The sequence below is a fragment of the Kordia sp. genome (assembly GCF_022447245.1).
Classification (GTDB): Bacteria; Bacteroidota; Bacteroidia; order Flavobacteriales; family Flavobacteriaceae; genus Kordia.
Window position 1 is genome coordinate 81,623 of record NZ_JAKVBC010000011.1, and the last position, 15,129, is coordinate 96,751.

The window sequence follows — 15,129 nt, forward strand, 5'->3', positions numbered from 1 at the left end:
CCAGAGTATTAAAAACCAAAGATGGAGTGCAAACTCACCTGAATTAGGACGTATTCCTAATGCAATCATAATACCTTCATGATACGCAAAGCAGACTCCAATAACAGTAATGATATATAAAATTCCGAGTAAAGAGATTAGGTTACAAATTTGACGATCTATTTTAAAAAAATTTGATTTTATAGCATTCGTAAGTTTTAAAATAATCAATAGTAAAGAATAGTAAAAAAAGACGGGCATTAATATGCTATCAAAAATGTTTGTACTATTTTCAAAGACAGTATACATATCTTATTTTCTGAATTGAGAGTCAAATAATGCTTTGAGCATTTCTTTTTTATACTTCTTATTATTGTAATTGATATTGACACCAAAAGAATGTCCATTGATCAACTTTGCATACATCAACTGATTCAATACTACGGTTCCATTGGGTGCTTTTAATGTGAATTCAAAACATTCAAAATCCAGTCCATCGATACGTACTATGGTGGTTGCGGTAGTATCTATATCAAGCCCCTTGCTCTTGTATATGTCATACATGTAATATTTTAATTCCGCATTATCTTCTGACCATTAGCCTTCATAGGTTTCTTTATAGTGCTCTGAGTTAGACATAAATGCATTGAATATATTTTTTTGAAAACTAATTAAATCATTTACCTCAGAATCATCGATTTCTACTCCATAAACATCTTTAGCTGCAGCTTTTCCCTTTTGAGTAAATTTATCACTTTGTGCTTTGGTAATAATTTTCCAACCGTTAGGAATTAATATACTCCATCCAATTTCTTTACTTGTGTATACTCCATTACTCACATGTCCTTCATCAATTTACTTGTACGGGTCAACTTCCTTACATGAAAAAACTATTAGTAACATACTTAGGAAGTATAAAACTTGTCTTAACTTCATCATCTTAATCTTTTATTTCGTCAAATAATCTCTGATGTCTTTAGACCAATACAACGCTAAGAAAATCAAGGCTGGTAATGCTACTAACATAGTATAACTTGTAGAATAATACGTTGTTCCTGATGGAATTCTGCTCAATACAAACATGGCAACAAAAATTACTTGACATGCAGAATAAATATACAATCCGTTTTTCTTTTTAGATAACATCATAATGGCTCCAAACATGGTTCCTACACAAGTAGCGGCATATATCCAATAGGTATAACTTCCGCCAAAACCAAAATAAGATTCAACCGTATCATAGAAAAGTGACTTTCCCATAGAAAATAAGGATCCTATGATTGTAAATATTACAAGAATCGTCAGCATGGTTGGTGCTCCTGTTCGTTCTACATATACCACTTCTCTCTCTTGATTGTTGTTTTCGTGAGGCGGAAATTGAATATCGTCTATGTTATTATTTCTCGGTTTTAATGAATTGTTCATAGGTTGTTTTCTGTTTTTTATTCATCGTAATATGTAATATCTCTCAATATAACACTAGTTCTTGTAAAATTGCCAGCTTTGTCAAGGAATGACTTATAATATTTTGTTTTCTTTATCCAATTCCCATTTGTGTCATATTCATACTCAAATTTATCTTCTGTTACAGTTTTTTTGTTGTCAAATGACTTATATATTGGATGATAGTATTCATTAAACTTTTGTATTGAAATATCGTAAGCGTCTCCTGCTTTGTTAACACGATATGTTTTTTGTTGTACCAACATATCTCCTTCATACGTATACTCTTCTTTGTATTGAGTAAAACTAAGATACATAGTTTCTTCAACAAGTCGTTTTTTATCATCGTATACAAATTTACTCAGCGTATCATCTGATTTGGCTTCCTGAATTTTAAGTCGTAAAGCTAGTTTATTATCGTGAACATATATGTTTTTAACGTTTCTTCTAAAGTTGTTTCCTTATGGGATCTTATGGCTCTTTTTACATTGTCGTGTTCGTCATCAAAATACGTCATTGTATATTCCAAAACACTGTCTATAAATACTTCGTATGTTCTAGATCGTTGATCTTTGCTTTCCGCGATACGTAAAAGCATTTCCGTTTCTGTTTTAAATATCTCATCTCCTGGGCTGACAACATGCTTTTTCGTCAACTTATTTTCATCATCATAATCATATACTGTCTTTTTATCTAATTCTCCTTTGTAATCATACACTTCAGAATTTAGTAAAAAACCATCTGCTGAAAACTCTTGTACTTTAGCTAGTATTGCAGGTTCCAATTTGTCACTTGAAGAACTTTCAAAATCTGCATTTTTCATCACTACTTTTTTTACTTTCCCTTGAAATTTAAATGTTTCTAAATCATTTTTAAAATCTTCGTATACAACACCTTCTGCTGGTTTTTGTGTGCAACTCGTCAAAATGATGATTGTTGGAAAATAGTAAAAAAACTTATTCGTTGTAACTGGTTTTAAGAGTGAGATCATCTAATATTTTTATTATTTTTTTGAAATGCAAACATATTTGATTTCATTAAATTGATGAGAATCCTTTTTTTAACGTTCTTAAAATTTCACCAAACCTTCTTTATTATTGATAGGCTTATCTTTTTTGACTTCAAATTCTGCTGTATATTTTAATTTCAATCCTCCACTCGTAATCCCTGTAACACACATTCTCCAAAAGATTTTTACATCTTTGACTTCCATTGTCGCATAACTCAAATTCGATGGATATGGAAATGTGAATGCTGTATTCTTTTTAAACTTAGTCAGTTCTTTTCGAAACGATGCATACAATCTTTGCCTATTTGTACTCGATTTTGTTCCTCTATTATCTACAACTTCTTCAATGACCTCATAATATACATGTTGCTCTTTTAAATTGAACTTTCTTGTTTTTTCAATTGTACAACGAAAGTTTTCTTCGTCTTCATCTGCTAACTCCATTACCAATCTTCCAAAAGCATCTTCAAGATACATGTGGATTACATACGTAATTACAATCAGAAGTACAACGCCCAAAATCGCAAAAGTAAGGTTGAACTCTGGAAGCAAAATGATATAAATCAAAAATAAAATGACTGCAATAATGATAGGTAGCTTATAATTAAGCTTCAATTTGAAATCATATTTTCCTTCCTTCACATTATAAGTATGATAATAATTACTGACTTCAAATTGTTTTTGCGCTCGTAATCGTTTATCAGAAGTAACAAATGATTTCACTGTTGCCAAAAAGTTCAATCCCAATTTTTTAAAATCGCTATCATCTACATGCATCATAACTTCGCAGGTATACGTAAAGCTTGCGTTTTTCCCTTCATAACTTTCTATAAGATCATCTATTTCGAACGAAAATGGAATGAAATTTTCCTCTCCTGCCTTTATAAGTGTTGGCTCTGTAATGACTGGAAATGAGATTACTGTGTTTTTGTAACCACGCATTTTTCCACGCGCTTCAAAATATATCTTGGCAGTAATTTCATCCATCAGAATATCTTCTGAAGATACAATATCCAAATATCCAGTAGATATAGTTCCATCGTTTTCTTCATCTATAAATACTTCTGCTTGTAATGTTGAACTGCTCATTGATAGTTTTCGTATAGTTTGTTAATAATTCCACGGTAATTATCTCCGTATTTTTTTATCATATCTTTTAGTTCGCTTTCGTTGAAAGTTGCCTGCTGTACCTGTGCACCATTTTGCGCCAATAATAACCTATTATCTATAATTTTACGTAATATTTTGGTATCAATTCCTTTGAAGCGAATGACTTTCATTTTTTTCTGTGTCAACACACAAGAAAGTTTTCGCGTGTAATGCGTGGTGTATATAACGACTCGTTTTGTTTTAAATAGTTGTATCCGTTCTTTGAAACTTAAGTGGTGAATACTATCCACCAAAACTACTTCTGCATCGTGTTCTAAAATTTCTTTGACGTTTGAATTTTTATCTAATTGAAAGATTGGATATTTTGACAATTGCTGTTGCAACCAAATCAGATGTGTTGTTTTTCCACGTCCTTGTTTGCCAATAAATTCTATAGCTAATGAATCATTATTTGCTATGTATGAAACCATCTCAGAAATGGAAAATCTCGGAACAATTGTATGATTGATTTCCTGATCTAAAACACCTGCGAATGGATTAAAATGATAGTTTTTTTTCAATAATTAGATTGACTTTTAGTAGTGATTGCTATTTTGTTCTCAAAAGATACAATTATATGTAGCAGTATATACAGAAGTGTTACAAATTACTTCATGATACTCCTTCGTAAGGATATTTTAATAAAGATTTAAAACCGCATCAATCGTTACTTCGAGTGATTTTTTACAGAAAAATTGTATTTCGACTACGCTCAAATTCACAAAAACCAAATTGACGAATAAACAAAAAAAGTCTAAAAGCGAAGCAATCTAACAGCTAACAGCAACAGCGGTCTGAAGCGTAGCGTTTCCAACAAAACTAGTCATGAGCCTATCAAAGCAAAAACAACTACATAAAATTTAAAGTTCGAGTAATATTCCGTAAATTTGCATTTCGAAAAACAGACAACAAAATTTTAAGATATGAGTACATACGATATCATCGTTTTAGGAAGTGGTCCTGGTGGATATGTAACTGCCATTAGAGCTTCTCAATTAGGGTTTAAAACCGCAGTAGTTGAGAAAGAAAATTTAGGTGGTGTTTGCTTAAATTGGGGATGTATTCCAACGAAAGCTTTATTGAAATCAGCACAGGTTTTTGAATACTTGAAACATGCTGGAGATTACGGATTATCAGTGAAAGAATACGATAAGGATTTTGACGCTGTAGTAAAACGTAGTCGTGGTGTAGCTGATGGAATGAGCAAAGGTGTACAGTTCTTAATGAAGAAGAATAAGATTGACGTTATTGAAGGTTTTGGAAAATTAAAAGCTGGAAAGAAACTAGATGTAACAGATAAAGACGGAAAAATAACCGAATATACTGCAAAGCATATTGTGATTGCTACAGGAGCACGTTCGCGCGAATTACCAAGTTTACCACAAGACGGTAAGAAAGTAATTGGATACCGTGAAGCAATGACTTTACCTGAGCAACCAAAGAAAATGATCGTAGTAGGTTCTGGAGCTATTGGAGTGGAGTTTGCATACTTTTATAACTCTATGGGAACTGAAGTTACGATTGTAGAATATATGCCGAAAATCGTTCCTGTAGAAGATGCTGATGTTTCAAAGCAGTTAGAGCGTTCATTCAAGAAAAGCGGAATCAAGATTATGACGTCTGCCGAAGTAACTTCAGTAGATACATCTGGTGATGGTGTAAAAGCTACGGTAAAAACGAAAAAAGGTGAGCAAGTATTAGAAGCTGACATCGTGTTATCTGCAGTTGGGATTAAAACAAATATTGAAAACATCGGATTGGAAGCTGTTGGAATTGCTACTGACAGAGATAAAATCTTAGTAAACGATTATTACCAAACAAATATCCCTGGATATTACGCAATTGGTGATGTAACTCCTGGACAAGCTTTAGCACACGTTGCTTCTGCGGAAGGTATTTTATGTGTAGAGAAAATTGCTGGAATGCATGTTGAAGCTTTAGATTACGGAAACATTCCTGGATGTACGTACTGTTCTCCTGAAGTTGCTTCAGTTGGTTTGACAGAAGTACAAGCAAAAGAGCAAGGATATGATATCAAAGTTGGTAAGTTCCCATTCTCAGCATCTGGAAAAGCAAGTGCTGGAGGAAACAAAGAAGGTTTTGTAAAAGTAATTTTTGATGCTAAGTACGGAGAATGGTTAGGTTGCCACATGATTGGTGCTGGTGTAACTGACATGATCGCCGAAGCCGTATTAGGTAGAAAATTAGAAACCACTGGACACGAAGTATTAAAAGCGGTCCATCCGCATCCAACTATGAGTGAAGCTGTAATGGAAGCCGTTGCAGATGCCTATGATGAAGTCATTCACATTTAATAATATATTTATGAAAAGCTGCTCTTTGAGCGGCTTTTTTTATACGAAATTATATGAAGAATTTGTTTTTTATCCTTTTGGGAATTGTGATGATTTCCTGCGGAAGTAGTAAAAACAAAACGAAACCGAAGTTACCACCAGTTGTGACCTGTGCTGAAAATGCTAAAATTTATGATCAGGATAGCAAATTTGAGCTCAACAAATTAATTACATTAGAAAACTTAGCATATTCAACTACATATACCCGTTTATTCAATCAAACAGATTCTTTAGAAAAGAATGAAATACGACACAAGCTGGCAAAAACCTCTGAACGTTTTTTCAAAAAAATATTTCCTGAAGGAACAAATCTTGATGCTTCAAGATTATTAGCTGAAGATTACAAAACCATTTTGTTTTCCACTAATAGAGTCAGAAAAGGAGTCGCTGACGCTATGTACTTTGAAAACTTAATTATTCCAAATAACAAAAGTAACCTACAACTTTTTGTCTATGTCGTAGGCGGTATCAGAGATAAAAAATTTACCACTAGTTTTAACATTTATGTGTTTAATACTTCTAACAATACAGTATTGTACTACGATTACATAAAAAATATGTGTGATCCAAGAGACGAAGTTATGTTTATGAAAACACTGTATTACGGAATGAACAAATTGAAAAATAGCATTAATTAATTATGATAGATCCGATTCAAAAAGAAACAAAAACACTCAGTATGTTTCGATTGATTGCAATTTTAGAAGGGATTTCCTATATCGCTTTTTTTATTACAATGCCTTTAAAGTATATGATGGAAATTATGATGCCAAATAAGATTGTTGGAATAGCACATGGACTTTTGTTTGTAATCTATGTAATATATGCATATTTAGTTACTGAGGAACAAAAATGGACAATGAAACGTTTTGCCATTTTATTTATTGCTTCCTTGGTTCCTTTTGCAACATTTTATGTAGAAAAGAAATATTTACGTACTAAATAATTAGCAGACTTCAGTTTGATTGTTTATCGTTACAATATCTAAAAATACGTGTACTTAAAAAGGATTATCTCTTTTTAATATTAGTGTTTACATACTACTTTAAAGTTCTTTTTTTCAAGAATTTAGCACTTATTAATTTTAAATTTTTAAGTCATAAAAAAAAGAAATTCAAACAGTTGACATTAAACAAAAGAGCCATTTCAAATCTGAAAGGCGGTGCACAAGCTAAAGATTCAGATTTATGCGATTATTCATTAACCTGCGCAACTTACTGTGGCACCTGTTACAACGTATGTGGTCTATGTACTATTGATCATACATTTACGCCATTAGTGAATTTTCCATGATACTAGTAACAACTACAATACTTTAGTTAAAAGCGGACTTTAGTTCGCTTTTCTGTTTATATGACTTTAAAAGGATTACTATTTTAAAATTGTCATTGTAAAAAAAGAATTCTTTAGGTCTACGTCTAAACAAAAAAGCTATTTTTAACTTTTCTGTATCAAAAATTAAAGGAAGAAGTATTACAACGAACATCCTTGCGATTGCTCAGCTGCATGGGTAACATTTATGTTCTTCATGAACTAAAGGGTATTAACATAAAGTCATTTTAAATATGAAGAAAAAGAGTTTTAAAAGCTTAGCGCTTAACAAAACGCAAGTTTCCAATTTCAACGCCTTACTTAGAAAGTAAATTCCTATATATTCCAGAAATTGCTCAACAGTTATCGTAGATGTATGTTTATCACAACAAACCCATTGTACACAATGCGAACCTCACACAATTGAAACTGTTTGTGATGGAAAATCACACAAACCAACAGGTTGTTGGTATTCATCAGATGATACTTTTAACGTTTGCTGACAAACGTAATTGATAAATGAAGTGAACTTCGGTTCGCTTTTTTATTTCAACATTATTCATATGCTAGGTTCCAAAAACACCTAAACACATCATTTACTTATGTTTACAAAAACAAATTCAGTTATAACTTCATGTCTTAAATTATCCAATTTAAGGTAGCAACCTTTTATTTAATGAAAAAATTCTTCTTCATTTGATACATATTTAACCAAAATTAATATCATGAAAAAAAACATTTTAAACCTAGAAGGAGTAAAAGAAATCAACAAAACAGAACAAGCTGCAATTAATGGAGGCATTACAGGAATGCAATGTTACAATCATAGTGATTGTCAAATTTTGAACTCATTGCCAGGAATGGAACATGAACGTTTCTTCTGTTTTTGGGGATATTGTCAAATAGCGTAAAAACCAAGGTTTATAATTGAATGAGGGTCGGAAGATTGTTCTTCCGACTTTTTTATTGTACGCCTTCCATATTTATTTGTATACTTGCTTATGGACAAAAAACAAAAAAGATGGTTGTGGATCGTTATGGTATTAGCAGTTATTGCTTCTATTGTTTATACTGCTATCAAATGGTTAGTGCCTATTGCAGTAATCGTATATTTTAAAGAGATTTTTATGTAATTTATATAAACGTAAAAAGCCATTCAATCTCACTTGAATGACTTTTCCCTCAACCAACCTAATAACTGATATCCCACCTTCAGCTATGAAAAAATTGCTGTGAAACTTCGTTTTGTTTCACATTCAAATATAGCTTAGATGTGTCTTAATTTGTTCTTAAGTAACTGCTAAAGTTTGATTAAAATTCTTCGAAAAAAGTTAATTTATCTAAAACTTTAACCCTATCCCCAGTCGTAATGTATTTCTACCAAAAGTTTCAGAGTTACCGTTTGTAATTAATTCGTTGGAAAGTCCTAAACCATAACGCCCTTCCACGAAAAAGTGCCTGGAAATATTATACTGTACACCAAGAGAGAACGAAACAGATAAAGGTACGTATAAAGCACCTTCAATGGATTTATTAGCAACTACATCTAGTTTTGGTCCTGCCATAAACGCCAATTTATCATTTAAGTGATATTTAAATAATAATGGAATTTCCAAAAAATTTATATCATCCGTGTACGAATACAGTAATTCATACTGAAAGCTCCATTTTTTACTCAAACTGGTTTCTGCAAAAAATCCAGCGTAGAGTTCTAGTCCTTCATAACCGTTATCAGATGAAGTATTTAAATAACTTTGATTCAATCCAGCTTTAAAGCCAAAAGTTGTCTGTCCTTTTTGTGGATCATTAGATTCTTGTGCATTTACAAAGGAAATGCATAAAATGCATACAATGGTAAGTAAATGTTTTTTCATAATAATTGGATTTTAAATTAATGTTTAAATCTAAAAGCATCAATTGTTAATAAATCACAATTCTATCATAATAGAAGTCTAAATATTTTATAGTAAAAAGTTAATTTTTAAGAGATTTTGTCTATTTCGGAATCAAATCACAGTACCAAAAAGCGCGATCCCAACTAGAATTGTCTGAGCCACAAGTATTTTCCTCCTTTTTAGATGGTACATAGCTTTTTAACACTTTTTCGCCAATAGTAAAGTCAATTGGAGATGAAAAAATAGGTCCGTCAAAAGTAAATGTATGAAATTCTCCATTTTCACCACACGGATCTACAGTGTCGGGTAAGTCGTTGATAAAATCTTCATCCAAAATTCTCCCAACAAACGATTCATCTAATAATTTTGCGTTGACACAAACTGTAATTGCTTTAAAACCTAATGAAATAAATTCTTTTAATAAAGCTTTGGTGTCTTGTTTCCACAATGGAAAAACGCCTGTAATACCGAGTTCTTGCAATTTTTCTTCACGATATTTTCGTAAATCTTCCAGAAAGATATCTCCAAAAATTCCATATTGAAAATCTTTTTCTATCAACTTTTGAGTTGCTTTTCGCATAGCTTCGTCATAATCTGACATCGTGACTTCGGCAGGAAAGTATATTTTTTCTAAAGGCAATTGCAGGCGTTCCACTTGCGCATCTAACAAAGCTTCTCGCAAACCGTGCATAGAAACACGTTCATAATCTTTATTTACAGTAGTCACTAATTGTGTTACGCTATACTCTTTTTGCTGTAAAATATGATATAAAGCCAGTGAAGAATCTTTTCCTGTACTCCAATTAAAGTATGCTTTTTTCAATTGTGAATTTTTATTTTATTTTTTGATCAGATGGAATTTGTAAACAAACACTTTAGTAAATGAAGATAGAAAGCTATCGTTCATTTCATAAAATTATGCTAAGAAACTCTGAATTGCTAATTGATAACTTTGCATGCCAAAACCTAAAATGACACCTTTGGCATTGGGCGAAACATATGATTGATGTCGAAATGACTCTCTTCCAAATGTATTAGAAATGTGTACTTCTACCACGGGCGTTACTATACCTTTAATAGCATCACCAATTCCTATTGATGTGTGTGTATAGGCGCCTGCGTTTAAGATGATTCCATCGTAATCGAAACCTACTTCATGTAGTTTATTGATCAATTCGCCTTCTACATTTGATTGGTAATAACTTAAGTTTACTGTTGAAAATTGTGATTGAAGAGTTTCAAAATAATCTTCAAACGTAGCACTTCCATAAATTTCGGGCTCACGCTTTCCCAGTAGATTTAAATTTGGTCCATTGATAATAATGATATTCATAGGAATTGTTTTGGTAAAAATACGAATTTCAATGCACAAAAAAAGAAGCATAAAGCTTCCTTTTTATGATTTGTATCTGTTGACTCTATTTTCTTAAAAAATAACCTATAGACAGCTGTACAACACCATATCTATTTTCGTCTAAAAAACCAGTTACATCATTTATATTGGTGAGTCCTGCATTGTAACGCAATCCAAAACTTAGTCCATTTGAAAATTTGTACGCTATGCCAAAATTCACTTCAAAATCTATACTTTTTAAACGATCTTTTACATCAATATTTTGCACTTCATTTTCCTGTTCTGCAGAAAGTAAAAAACCTATTTGTGGTCCTAATTCTATGCTTAATCCTTTTAAAACATAATATTTTGCCATTATAGGAATATTTAAAAAATTATAACGAGCTTCCAACTTGTCATCTGCTAAAGGAAAATTATCGAATATAAATATTGCGTTTTGTTTTGCGCCTTGTTATGAATACATGATTTCTGGTTGAATTGAAAATGAATTTGTTAATGCTAATTCTCCCATAGCGCCTAAATGAAATCCATGACGCATTTGAAATCCGTTAGCATTGTCTCCTTGTATACCTGCTAAATTATATCCGCCTTAAAATCCAAAAGAAAAATTTTGTGCGTTACTAAAATACCCAATAAGTAGTACGAAAGCTAATATGCCTTTTTTCATTAGTAATATATCGTTTTTAAGTAGTTGTTAATGTATAACGAATGTATTAATAATTCATGAAAGTTTTAAGCATAAAAAAGGGAAACAAAATTGTTTCCCTTTTCTTCTATAACGATGTTCTTTTATTATAGGAAAATGTTGAATCCAATATTGATTCCGAATACATTAAGGTCTCCGTCACCAGCATCGTCATTCAATCCAAGTCCGTAACGTAATCCTGGTTCAATGCTTACATTGTCAGCTACAAACCAAGCGTAACCTGCTTGAATTCCTAACCATAATGGAGAAACATTATTTCCAGTTGATCCATTTAAGTCTAATGCTACAGGAAATTGACTAGCTACATAGTACTTACCTCCAACTTTCCAGTTGAATCTACCATCTTCTCCACTTACTCCAGAGTCAAAATAACCAACACCCGCTTTTACAGCTAAATCATTCATTACAAAGTATCCACCTTCAGCACCTACTCCCCAAGAAGTATTTCCGTCGATAGAACGTAAAGAGAAAGCTGTGTTTGATGTTGATGCTTCTCCAAAACCTGTGTTGATTTCAACTAACCATTTTCCTTCAGTTGTCTGCCCTGTTGCTTTGTCTTTATCTTGCGCACTTGCTGTAAAAGCAAACCCAAAAACAGCTACAGCTGCTAAAATAATTTTTTTCATATTAAGTTGTTTATTAATTAATTCAAAACAAATATATATACGATATTGCAAATTACAAAAGGGGAAAAATCCCCTTTTTTAGCGCTTATTACTGCGATTGACAGCATTTTACTAAAGTAAAAACTCTAAAAAATCAACATCAATTACTTAATACTAAAAGTGTTATATTTTTAGTCAAAACCTCTTTTTTATGTATGTCACATATTGATACTTGTCCGTAAAACTCTTCAATTTTAATATTTCTTTAACTATTTTCCATGTTTCTTACTACATTTGAACATGAAATGGACGCATACACTTGAAGATTTTAAACACTTCTTAAAGATTGAACGTGGTTTGTCTGACAATACAATCGTTAACTATTCCCATGATTTAGAAAAGCTGATTCGATACATTGAGCATAATGAAATTAAGCATTCTCCTCTGTCTATTGATGAAGAAGCGGTACAACAATTCATTTACGAAATTGCCAAAGTATTAAATGCTCGATCACAAACGCGTATTATTTCTGGTTTAAAAAGTTTCTTTAATTATTTGGTGTTTGAAGATTATCGAAAAGATAATCCTATGGAAATGATTGAAGCTCCAAAAATCGGGAGAAAGTTACCTGATACCTTAGCGCTTGAAGATATTGAGAAGTTAATCGCTGCTATTGATTTGAGTTCAGCAGAAGGACATCGCAATAAAGCCATTATAGAAACCTTATACGGTTGCGGTTTACGCGTCAGCGAATTGGTAAATTTAAAGTTATCTGATTTATTTTTTGATGAAGGCTTTATCCGTGTGACAGGAAAAGGAGATAAACAACGCTTTGTACCTATAGGTCCTATCACGCAAAAATACATTAATATTTATGTAAACGAATCACGCCCCTTTGTAAAAGAAGTGCCAGCGTTTAGTGATACTGTTTTTTTAAATAGACGCGGAAAACAATTGACACGTGTAATGATTTTTACCATCATTAAGCGTTTGGTAGCAAAAATAGGACTGAAAAAGAATGTTTCCCCACATACCTTTCGACATTCATTTGCAACGCATTTATTGGAAAACGGAGCCGATTTACGCGCTATTCAGTTGATGTTAGGACACGAAAGTATTACTACTACTGAAATTTACATGCATGTTGATCGTAAGCATTTGGCAGCTATCATGGAAGAATTTCACCCTAGAAGATAAAAAAAGCAGAAATCTTTTCTTAAGACTTCTGCTTTTTCCTCTTTTTGTAGTATTACTGATTTCAACAAGACTTCCAACAATCTTTTACGGATCTTTTTTCTCCTATAAAAATACTGTTGCAGTAACACATAAAAGAAGATGCTATGGAGGCGTCTTTTCCTCCATTGGCTTGCACTTGCTGTATTTTAGTAAGTGCATCAACGCCAGTTAGATTTAAGATTTTCTTTAACATGCTAGGTTCTTATTTTGGTTATACCTAAAGATATTCATAAAAAAATCGAACCGCCAAAGGTTTGCCATAAACAATAAACGTGAATACCGTAGTTTCAAAAAACCATGGTATTCACGTTTTGTGAGTATATTTTTAAAAATTTGACTATTTACTTGGCAATATTCACAGCTCTTGTTTCACGAATTACAGTAATTTTCACTTGTCCTGGATACGTCATATCCGTTTGGATTTTTTGTGAAATATTGAATGACAATTCTGCTGCTTTTGCATCGTCTACTTTTTCACTTTCAACAATGACACGTAATTCTCTACCAGCTTGTATTGCGTAGGCTTTCTTTACTCCTGTAAATCCGAAGGCAATATCTTCTAGGTCTTTTAAACGTTGAATATAACTGTCTAATACTTGACGGCGTGCGCCTGGTCTTGCTCCAGAAATTGCATCACATACCTGAACGATTGGCGATAGTAATGAATTCATTTCAATTTCGTCGTGGTGTGCTCCAATAGCGTTGCATACTTCTGCTTTCTCACCATATTTTTCAGCCCATTGCATTCCTAAGATTGCGTGTGGCACTTCTGTTTCTGTATCAGGCACTTTTCCAATATCGTGTAGTAATCCTGCTCTTTTTGCCAGTTTCGGATTCAATCCTAATTCAGCTGCCATCACACCACAAAGCTTTGCTACTTCACGCGAGTGTTGCAATAAGTTTTGTCCATATGAAGAACGATATTTCATACGACCAACCGTTTTAATCAATTCTGGATGTAATCCGTGAATTCCTAAATCGATTACCGTACGCTTCCCTACTTCAATAATTTCTTCATCGATTTGCTTACGAGTTTTCTTTACTACCTCTTCGATACGTGCAGGGTGAATACGTCCGTCCGTGACTAATCTGTGTAATGATAAACGTGCAATTTCTCTACGAACCGAATCAAAGCATGATAAAATGATTGCTTCTGGTGTATCATCCACAATAATTTCAACTCCAGTTGCCGCTTCTAAAGCTCTAATATTTCGTCCTTCTCTACCAATAATACGACCTTTTACATCATCTGATTCTATATTGAATACAGAAACGCAATTTTCTACGGCTTCTTCTGTACCGATACGTTGAATGGTATTGATGATTACTTTCTTTGCTTCTTGTTGTGCTGTCAATTTTGCTTCTTCCAATTTTCCTTGGATATAGCTCATTGCATCGCTTTTGGCTTCTTCTTTTAACGATTCTACCAACTGCTCTTTAGCTTCATCTGCAGACAATCCGGAGATTACTTCTAATTGTTCTACTTGACTTTTGTGTAAACGATCAATTTCTGATTTCTTCTTATCGATGAAATCTAATCTGTAATTGTAATCTTTTACTTTTGATTCTAACTCTTGGTTGAGTTTTTTATTCTTTGATAATTCACTAGAAATTTGAGACTCTTTATCACGTGTACGCTTCTCTGCATCTGCCATTTTCTTATCTTTTGATAAGATAAATTTTTCGTGTTCAGCTTTAAGTTCTAGGAATTTTTCTTTGGCTTGAAGAATCTTGTCTTTCTTCACATTTTCAGCATCAGCTTTGGCTTCTTTTAGCAAGGAAGAAGCTTCTTTTTTTGCTTCTTCTATCATTTTTGAAGCTTGTTTTTTCTCCAAACTTTTAGCTATGACAAAGCCTATGATTATACCAATCGCGCCAACGGCGACTGCAATTATGATTGTTGTGCTATCCATCATCTATCGATCTTGATTATGTATTTAGTTATTAAGGCTTGCGCCTTAGTTTTCCATTTTTCAATGGAGTTGGTTCAACTTTACGTTGGTTTCCCAAACAAAAGTGTGATTTGTTAGGTTTTAATTGAATTTTCAGGGTTTTATGTATGTCATATGCATTCTATTCTGACACACT

General features: G+C 32.6%; 20 protein-coding genes. 6 read left to right on the forward strand and 14 right to left on the reverse strand.

The genetic code is table 11. The features are described 5' to 3' along the window. Positions 1-291: 291 nt before the first annotated feature. From MK119_RS09480 to MK119_RS09510, 7 genes are all read right to left on the reverse strand, one after another. Positions 292-543 (reverse strand): hypothetical protein, encoded by a 252-nt coding sequence (locus MK119_RS09480; RefSeq protein WP_290677521.1) that lies wholly within the window; start codon positions 541-543, stop codon positions 292-294. Positions 544-576: 33 nt separating this feature from the next. Continuing rightward, the gene (locus MK119_RS09485; RefSeq protein WP_290677524.1) at positions 577-819 is read right to left on the reverse strand and encodes a hypothetical protein; all 243 of its coding nucleotides are present in this window, start codon (positions 817-819) and stop codon (positions 577-579) included. A 108-nt stretch (positions 820-927) separates the two neighbouring features. Continuing rightward, the gene (locus MK119_RS09490) at positions 928-1,404 is read right to left on the reverse strand and encodes a hypothetical protein (protein WP_290677527.1); all 477 of its coding nucleotides are present in this window, start codon (positions 1,402-1,404) and stop codon (positions 928-930) included. Between the two features lie 17 nt (positions 1,405-1,421). After that, entirely contained in the window at positions 1,422-1,739 is a 318-nt protein-coding gene (locus tag MK119_RS09495; protein ID WP_290677530.1) for a hypothetical protein, read from the reverse strand. 89 nt (positions 1,740-1,828) lie between these two features. Beyond that, positions 1,829-2,413 carry a hypothetical protein gene (locus MK119_RS09500; RefSeq protein WP_290677533.1) on the reverse strand — a complete coding sequence of 195 codons (585 nt, stop codon included), beginning with the start codon at positions 2,411-2,413 and terminating at the stop codon, positions 1,829-1,831. 78 nt (positions 2,414-2,491) lie between these two features. After that, the gene (locus MK119_RS09505; RefSeq protein WP_290677536.1) at positions 2,492-3,520 is read right to left on the reverse strand and encodes a hypothetical protein; all 1,029 of its coding nucleotides are present in this window, start codon (positions 3,518-3,520) and stop codon (positions 2,492-2,494) included. Beyond that, the gene (locus tag MK119_RS09510; protein WP_290677539.1) at positions 3,517-4,101 is read right to left on the reverse strand and encodes a hypothetical protein; all 585 of its coding nucleotides are present in this window, start codon (positions 4,099-4,101) and stop codon (positions 3,517-3,519) included. The genes MK119_RS09505 and MK119_RS09510 overlap by 4 nt, the downstream gene beginning before the upstream one ends. A 402-nt stretch (positions 4,102-4,503) precedes the next feature. Between MK119_RS09510 and lpdA the strand changes: the two genes are divergently transcribed. From lpdA to MK119_RS09535, 5 genes are all read left to right on the forward strand, one after another. Then, on the forward strand, positions 4,504-5,895 hold the full coding sequence (lpdA, locus tag MK119_RS09515) for a dihydrolipoyl dehydrogenase (protein ID WP_290677542.1): 1,392 nt from the start codon (positions 4,504-4,506) through the stop codon (positions 5,893-5,895). A gap of 53 nt (positions 5,896-5,948) precedes the next feature. Continuing rightward, positions 5,949-6,572 (forward strand): hypothetical protein, encoded by a 624-nt coding sequence (locus tag MK119_RS09520; RefSeq protein WP_290677545.1) that lies wholly within the window; start codon positions 5,949-5,951, stop codon positions 6,570-6,572. A gap of 2 nt (positions 6,573-6,574) precedes the next feature. Continuing rightward, positions 6,575-6,880, forward strand: a complete 306-nt coding sequence (locus tag MK119_RS09525) for a DUF3817 domain-containing protein (RefSeq protein WP_290677548.1) — start codon at positions 6,575-6,577, stop codon at positions 6,878-6,880. Between the two features lie 1,090 nt (positions 6,881-7,970). Next, on the forward strand, positions 7,971-8,156 hold the full coding sequence (locus MK119_RS09530) for a hypothetical protein (RefSeq protein WP_290677552.1): 186 nt from the start codon (positions 7,971-7,973) through the stop codon (positions 8,154-8,156). A 90-nt stretch (positions 8,157-8,246) separates the two neighbouring features. Continuing rightward, positions 8,247-8,378: a hypothetical protein gene (locus tag MK119_RS09535; protein ID WP_290677555.1), complete on the forward strand. Its 132-nt coding sequence runs from the start codon at positions 8,247-8,249 to the stop codon at positions 8,376-8,378. Between the two features lie 207 nt (positions 8,379-8,585). On the opposite strand, the gene MK119_RS09540 is transcribed toward MK119_RS09535, so the two are convergent. The 5 genes from MK119_RS09540 to MK119_RS09560 all read right to left on the reverse strand — a co-directional run bounded on the left by MK119_RS09540 (position 8,586) and on the right by MK119_RS09560 (position 11,826). Next, the gene (locus tag MK119_RS09540; protein WP_290677558.1) at positions 8,586-9,119 is read right to left on the reverse strand and encodes a porin family protein; all 534 of its coding nucleotides are present in this window, start codon (positions 9,117-9,119) and stop codon (positions 8,586-8,588) included. Between the two features lie 121 nt (positions 9,120-9,240). Further along, positions 9,241-9,963 carry a diphthine--ammonia ligase gene (locus MK119_RS09545; protein WP_290677561.1) on the reverse strand — a complete coding sequence of 241 codons (723 nt, stop codon included), beginning with the start codon at positions 9,961-9,963 and terminating at the stop codon, positions 9,241-9,243. 93 nt (positions 9,964-10,056) lie between these two features. Further along, positions 10,057-10,473 (reverse strand): type II 3-dehydroquinate dehydratase, encoded by a 417-nt coding sequence (aroQ, locus tag MK119_RS09550; RefSeq protein ID WP_290677563.1) that lies wholly within the window; start codon positions 10,471-10,473, stop codon positions 10,057-10,059. 85 nt (positions 10,474-10,558) lie between these two features. After that, the gene (locus tag MK119_RS09555) at positions 10,559-10,885 is read right to left on the reverse strand and encodes an outer membrane beta-barrel protein (RefSeq protein WP_290677565.1); all 327 of its coding nucleotides are present in this window, start codon (positions 10,883-10,885) and stop codon (positions 10,559-10,561) included. Between the two features lie 401 nt (positions 10,886-11,286). After that, a complete protein-coding gene (locus tag MK119_RS09560; RefSeq protein ID WP_290677567.1) occupies positions 11,287-11,826 on the reverse strand; it encodes a hypothetical protein in 540 nt (179 codons plus the stop codon). A gap of 279 nt (positions 11,827-12,105) precedes the next feature. On the opposite strand from MK119_RS09560, the gene xerD reads away from it, so the two are divergent. Then, positions 12,106-13,002, forward strand: a complete 897-nt coding sequence (xerD, locus tag MK119_RS09565) for a site-specific tyrosine recombinase XerD (protein WP_290677571.1) — start codon at positions 12,106-12,108, stop codon at positions 13,000-13,002. A 61-nt stretch (positions 13,003-13,063) separates the two neighbouring features. Here xerD and MK119_RS09570 read toward each other — a convergent pair whose 3' ends face one another. Beyond that, positions 13,064-13,234: a hypothetical protein gene (locus MK119_RS09570; RefSeq protein ID WP_290677574.1), complete on the reverse strand. Its 171-nt coding sequence runs from the start codon at positions 13,232-13,234 to the stop codon at positions 13,064-13,066. 148 nt (positions 13,235-13,382) lie between these two features. Further along, positions 13,383-14,954 carry a ribonuclease Y gene (rny, locus tag MK119_RS09575; RefSeq protein ID WP_290677733.1) on the reverse strand — a complete coding sequence of 524 codons (1,572 nt, stop codon included), beginning with the start codon at positions 14,952-14,954 and terminating at the stop codon, positions 13,383-13,385. Between the last annotated feature and the right edge of the window lie 175 nt (positions 14,955-15,129).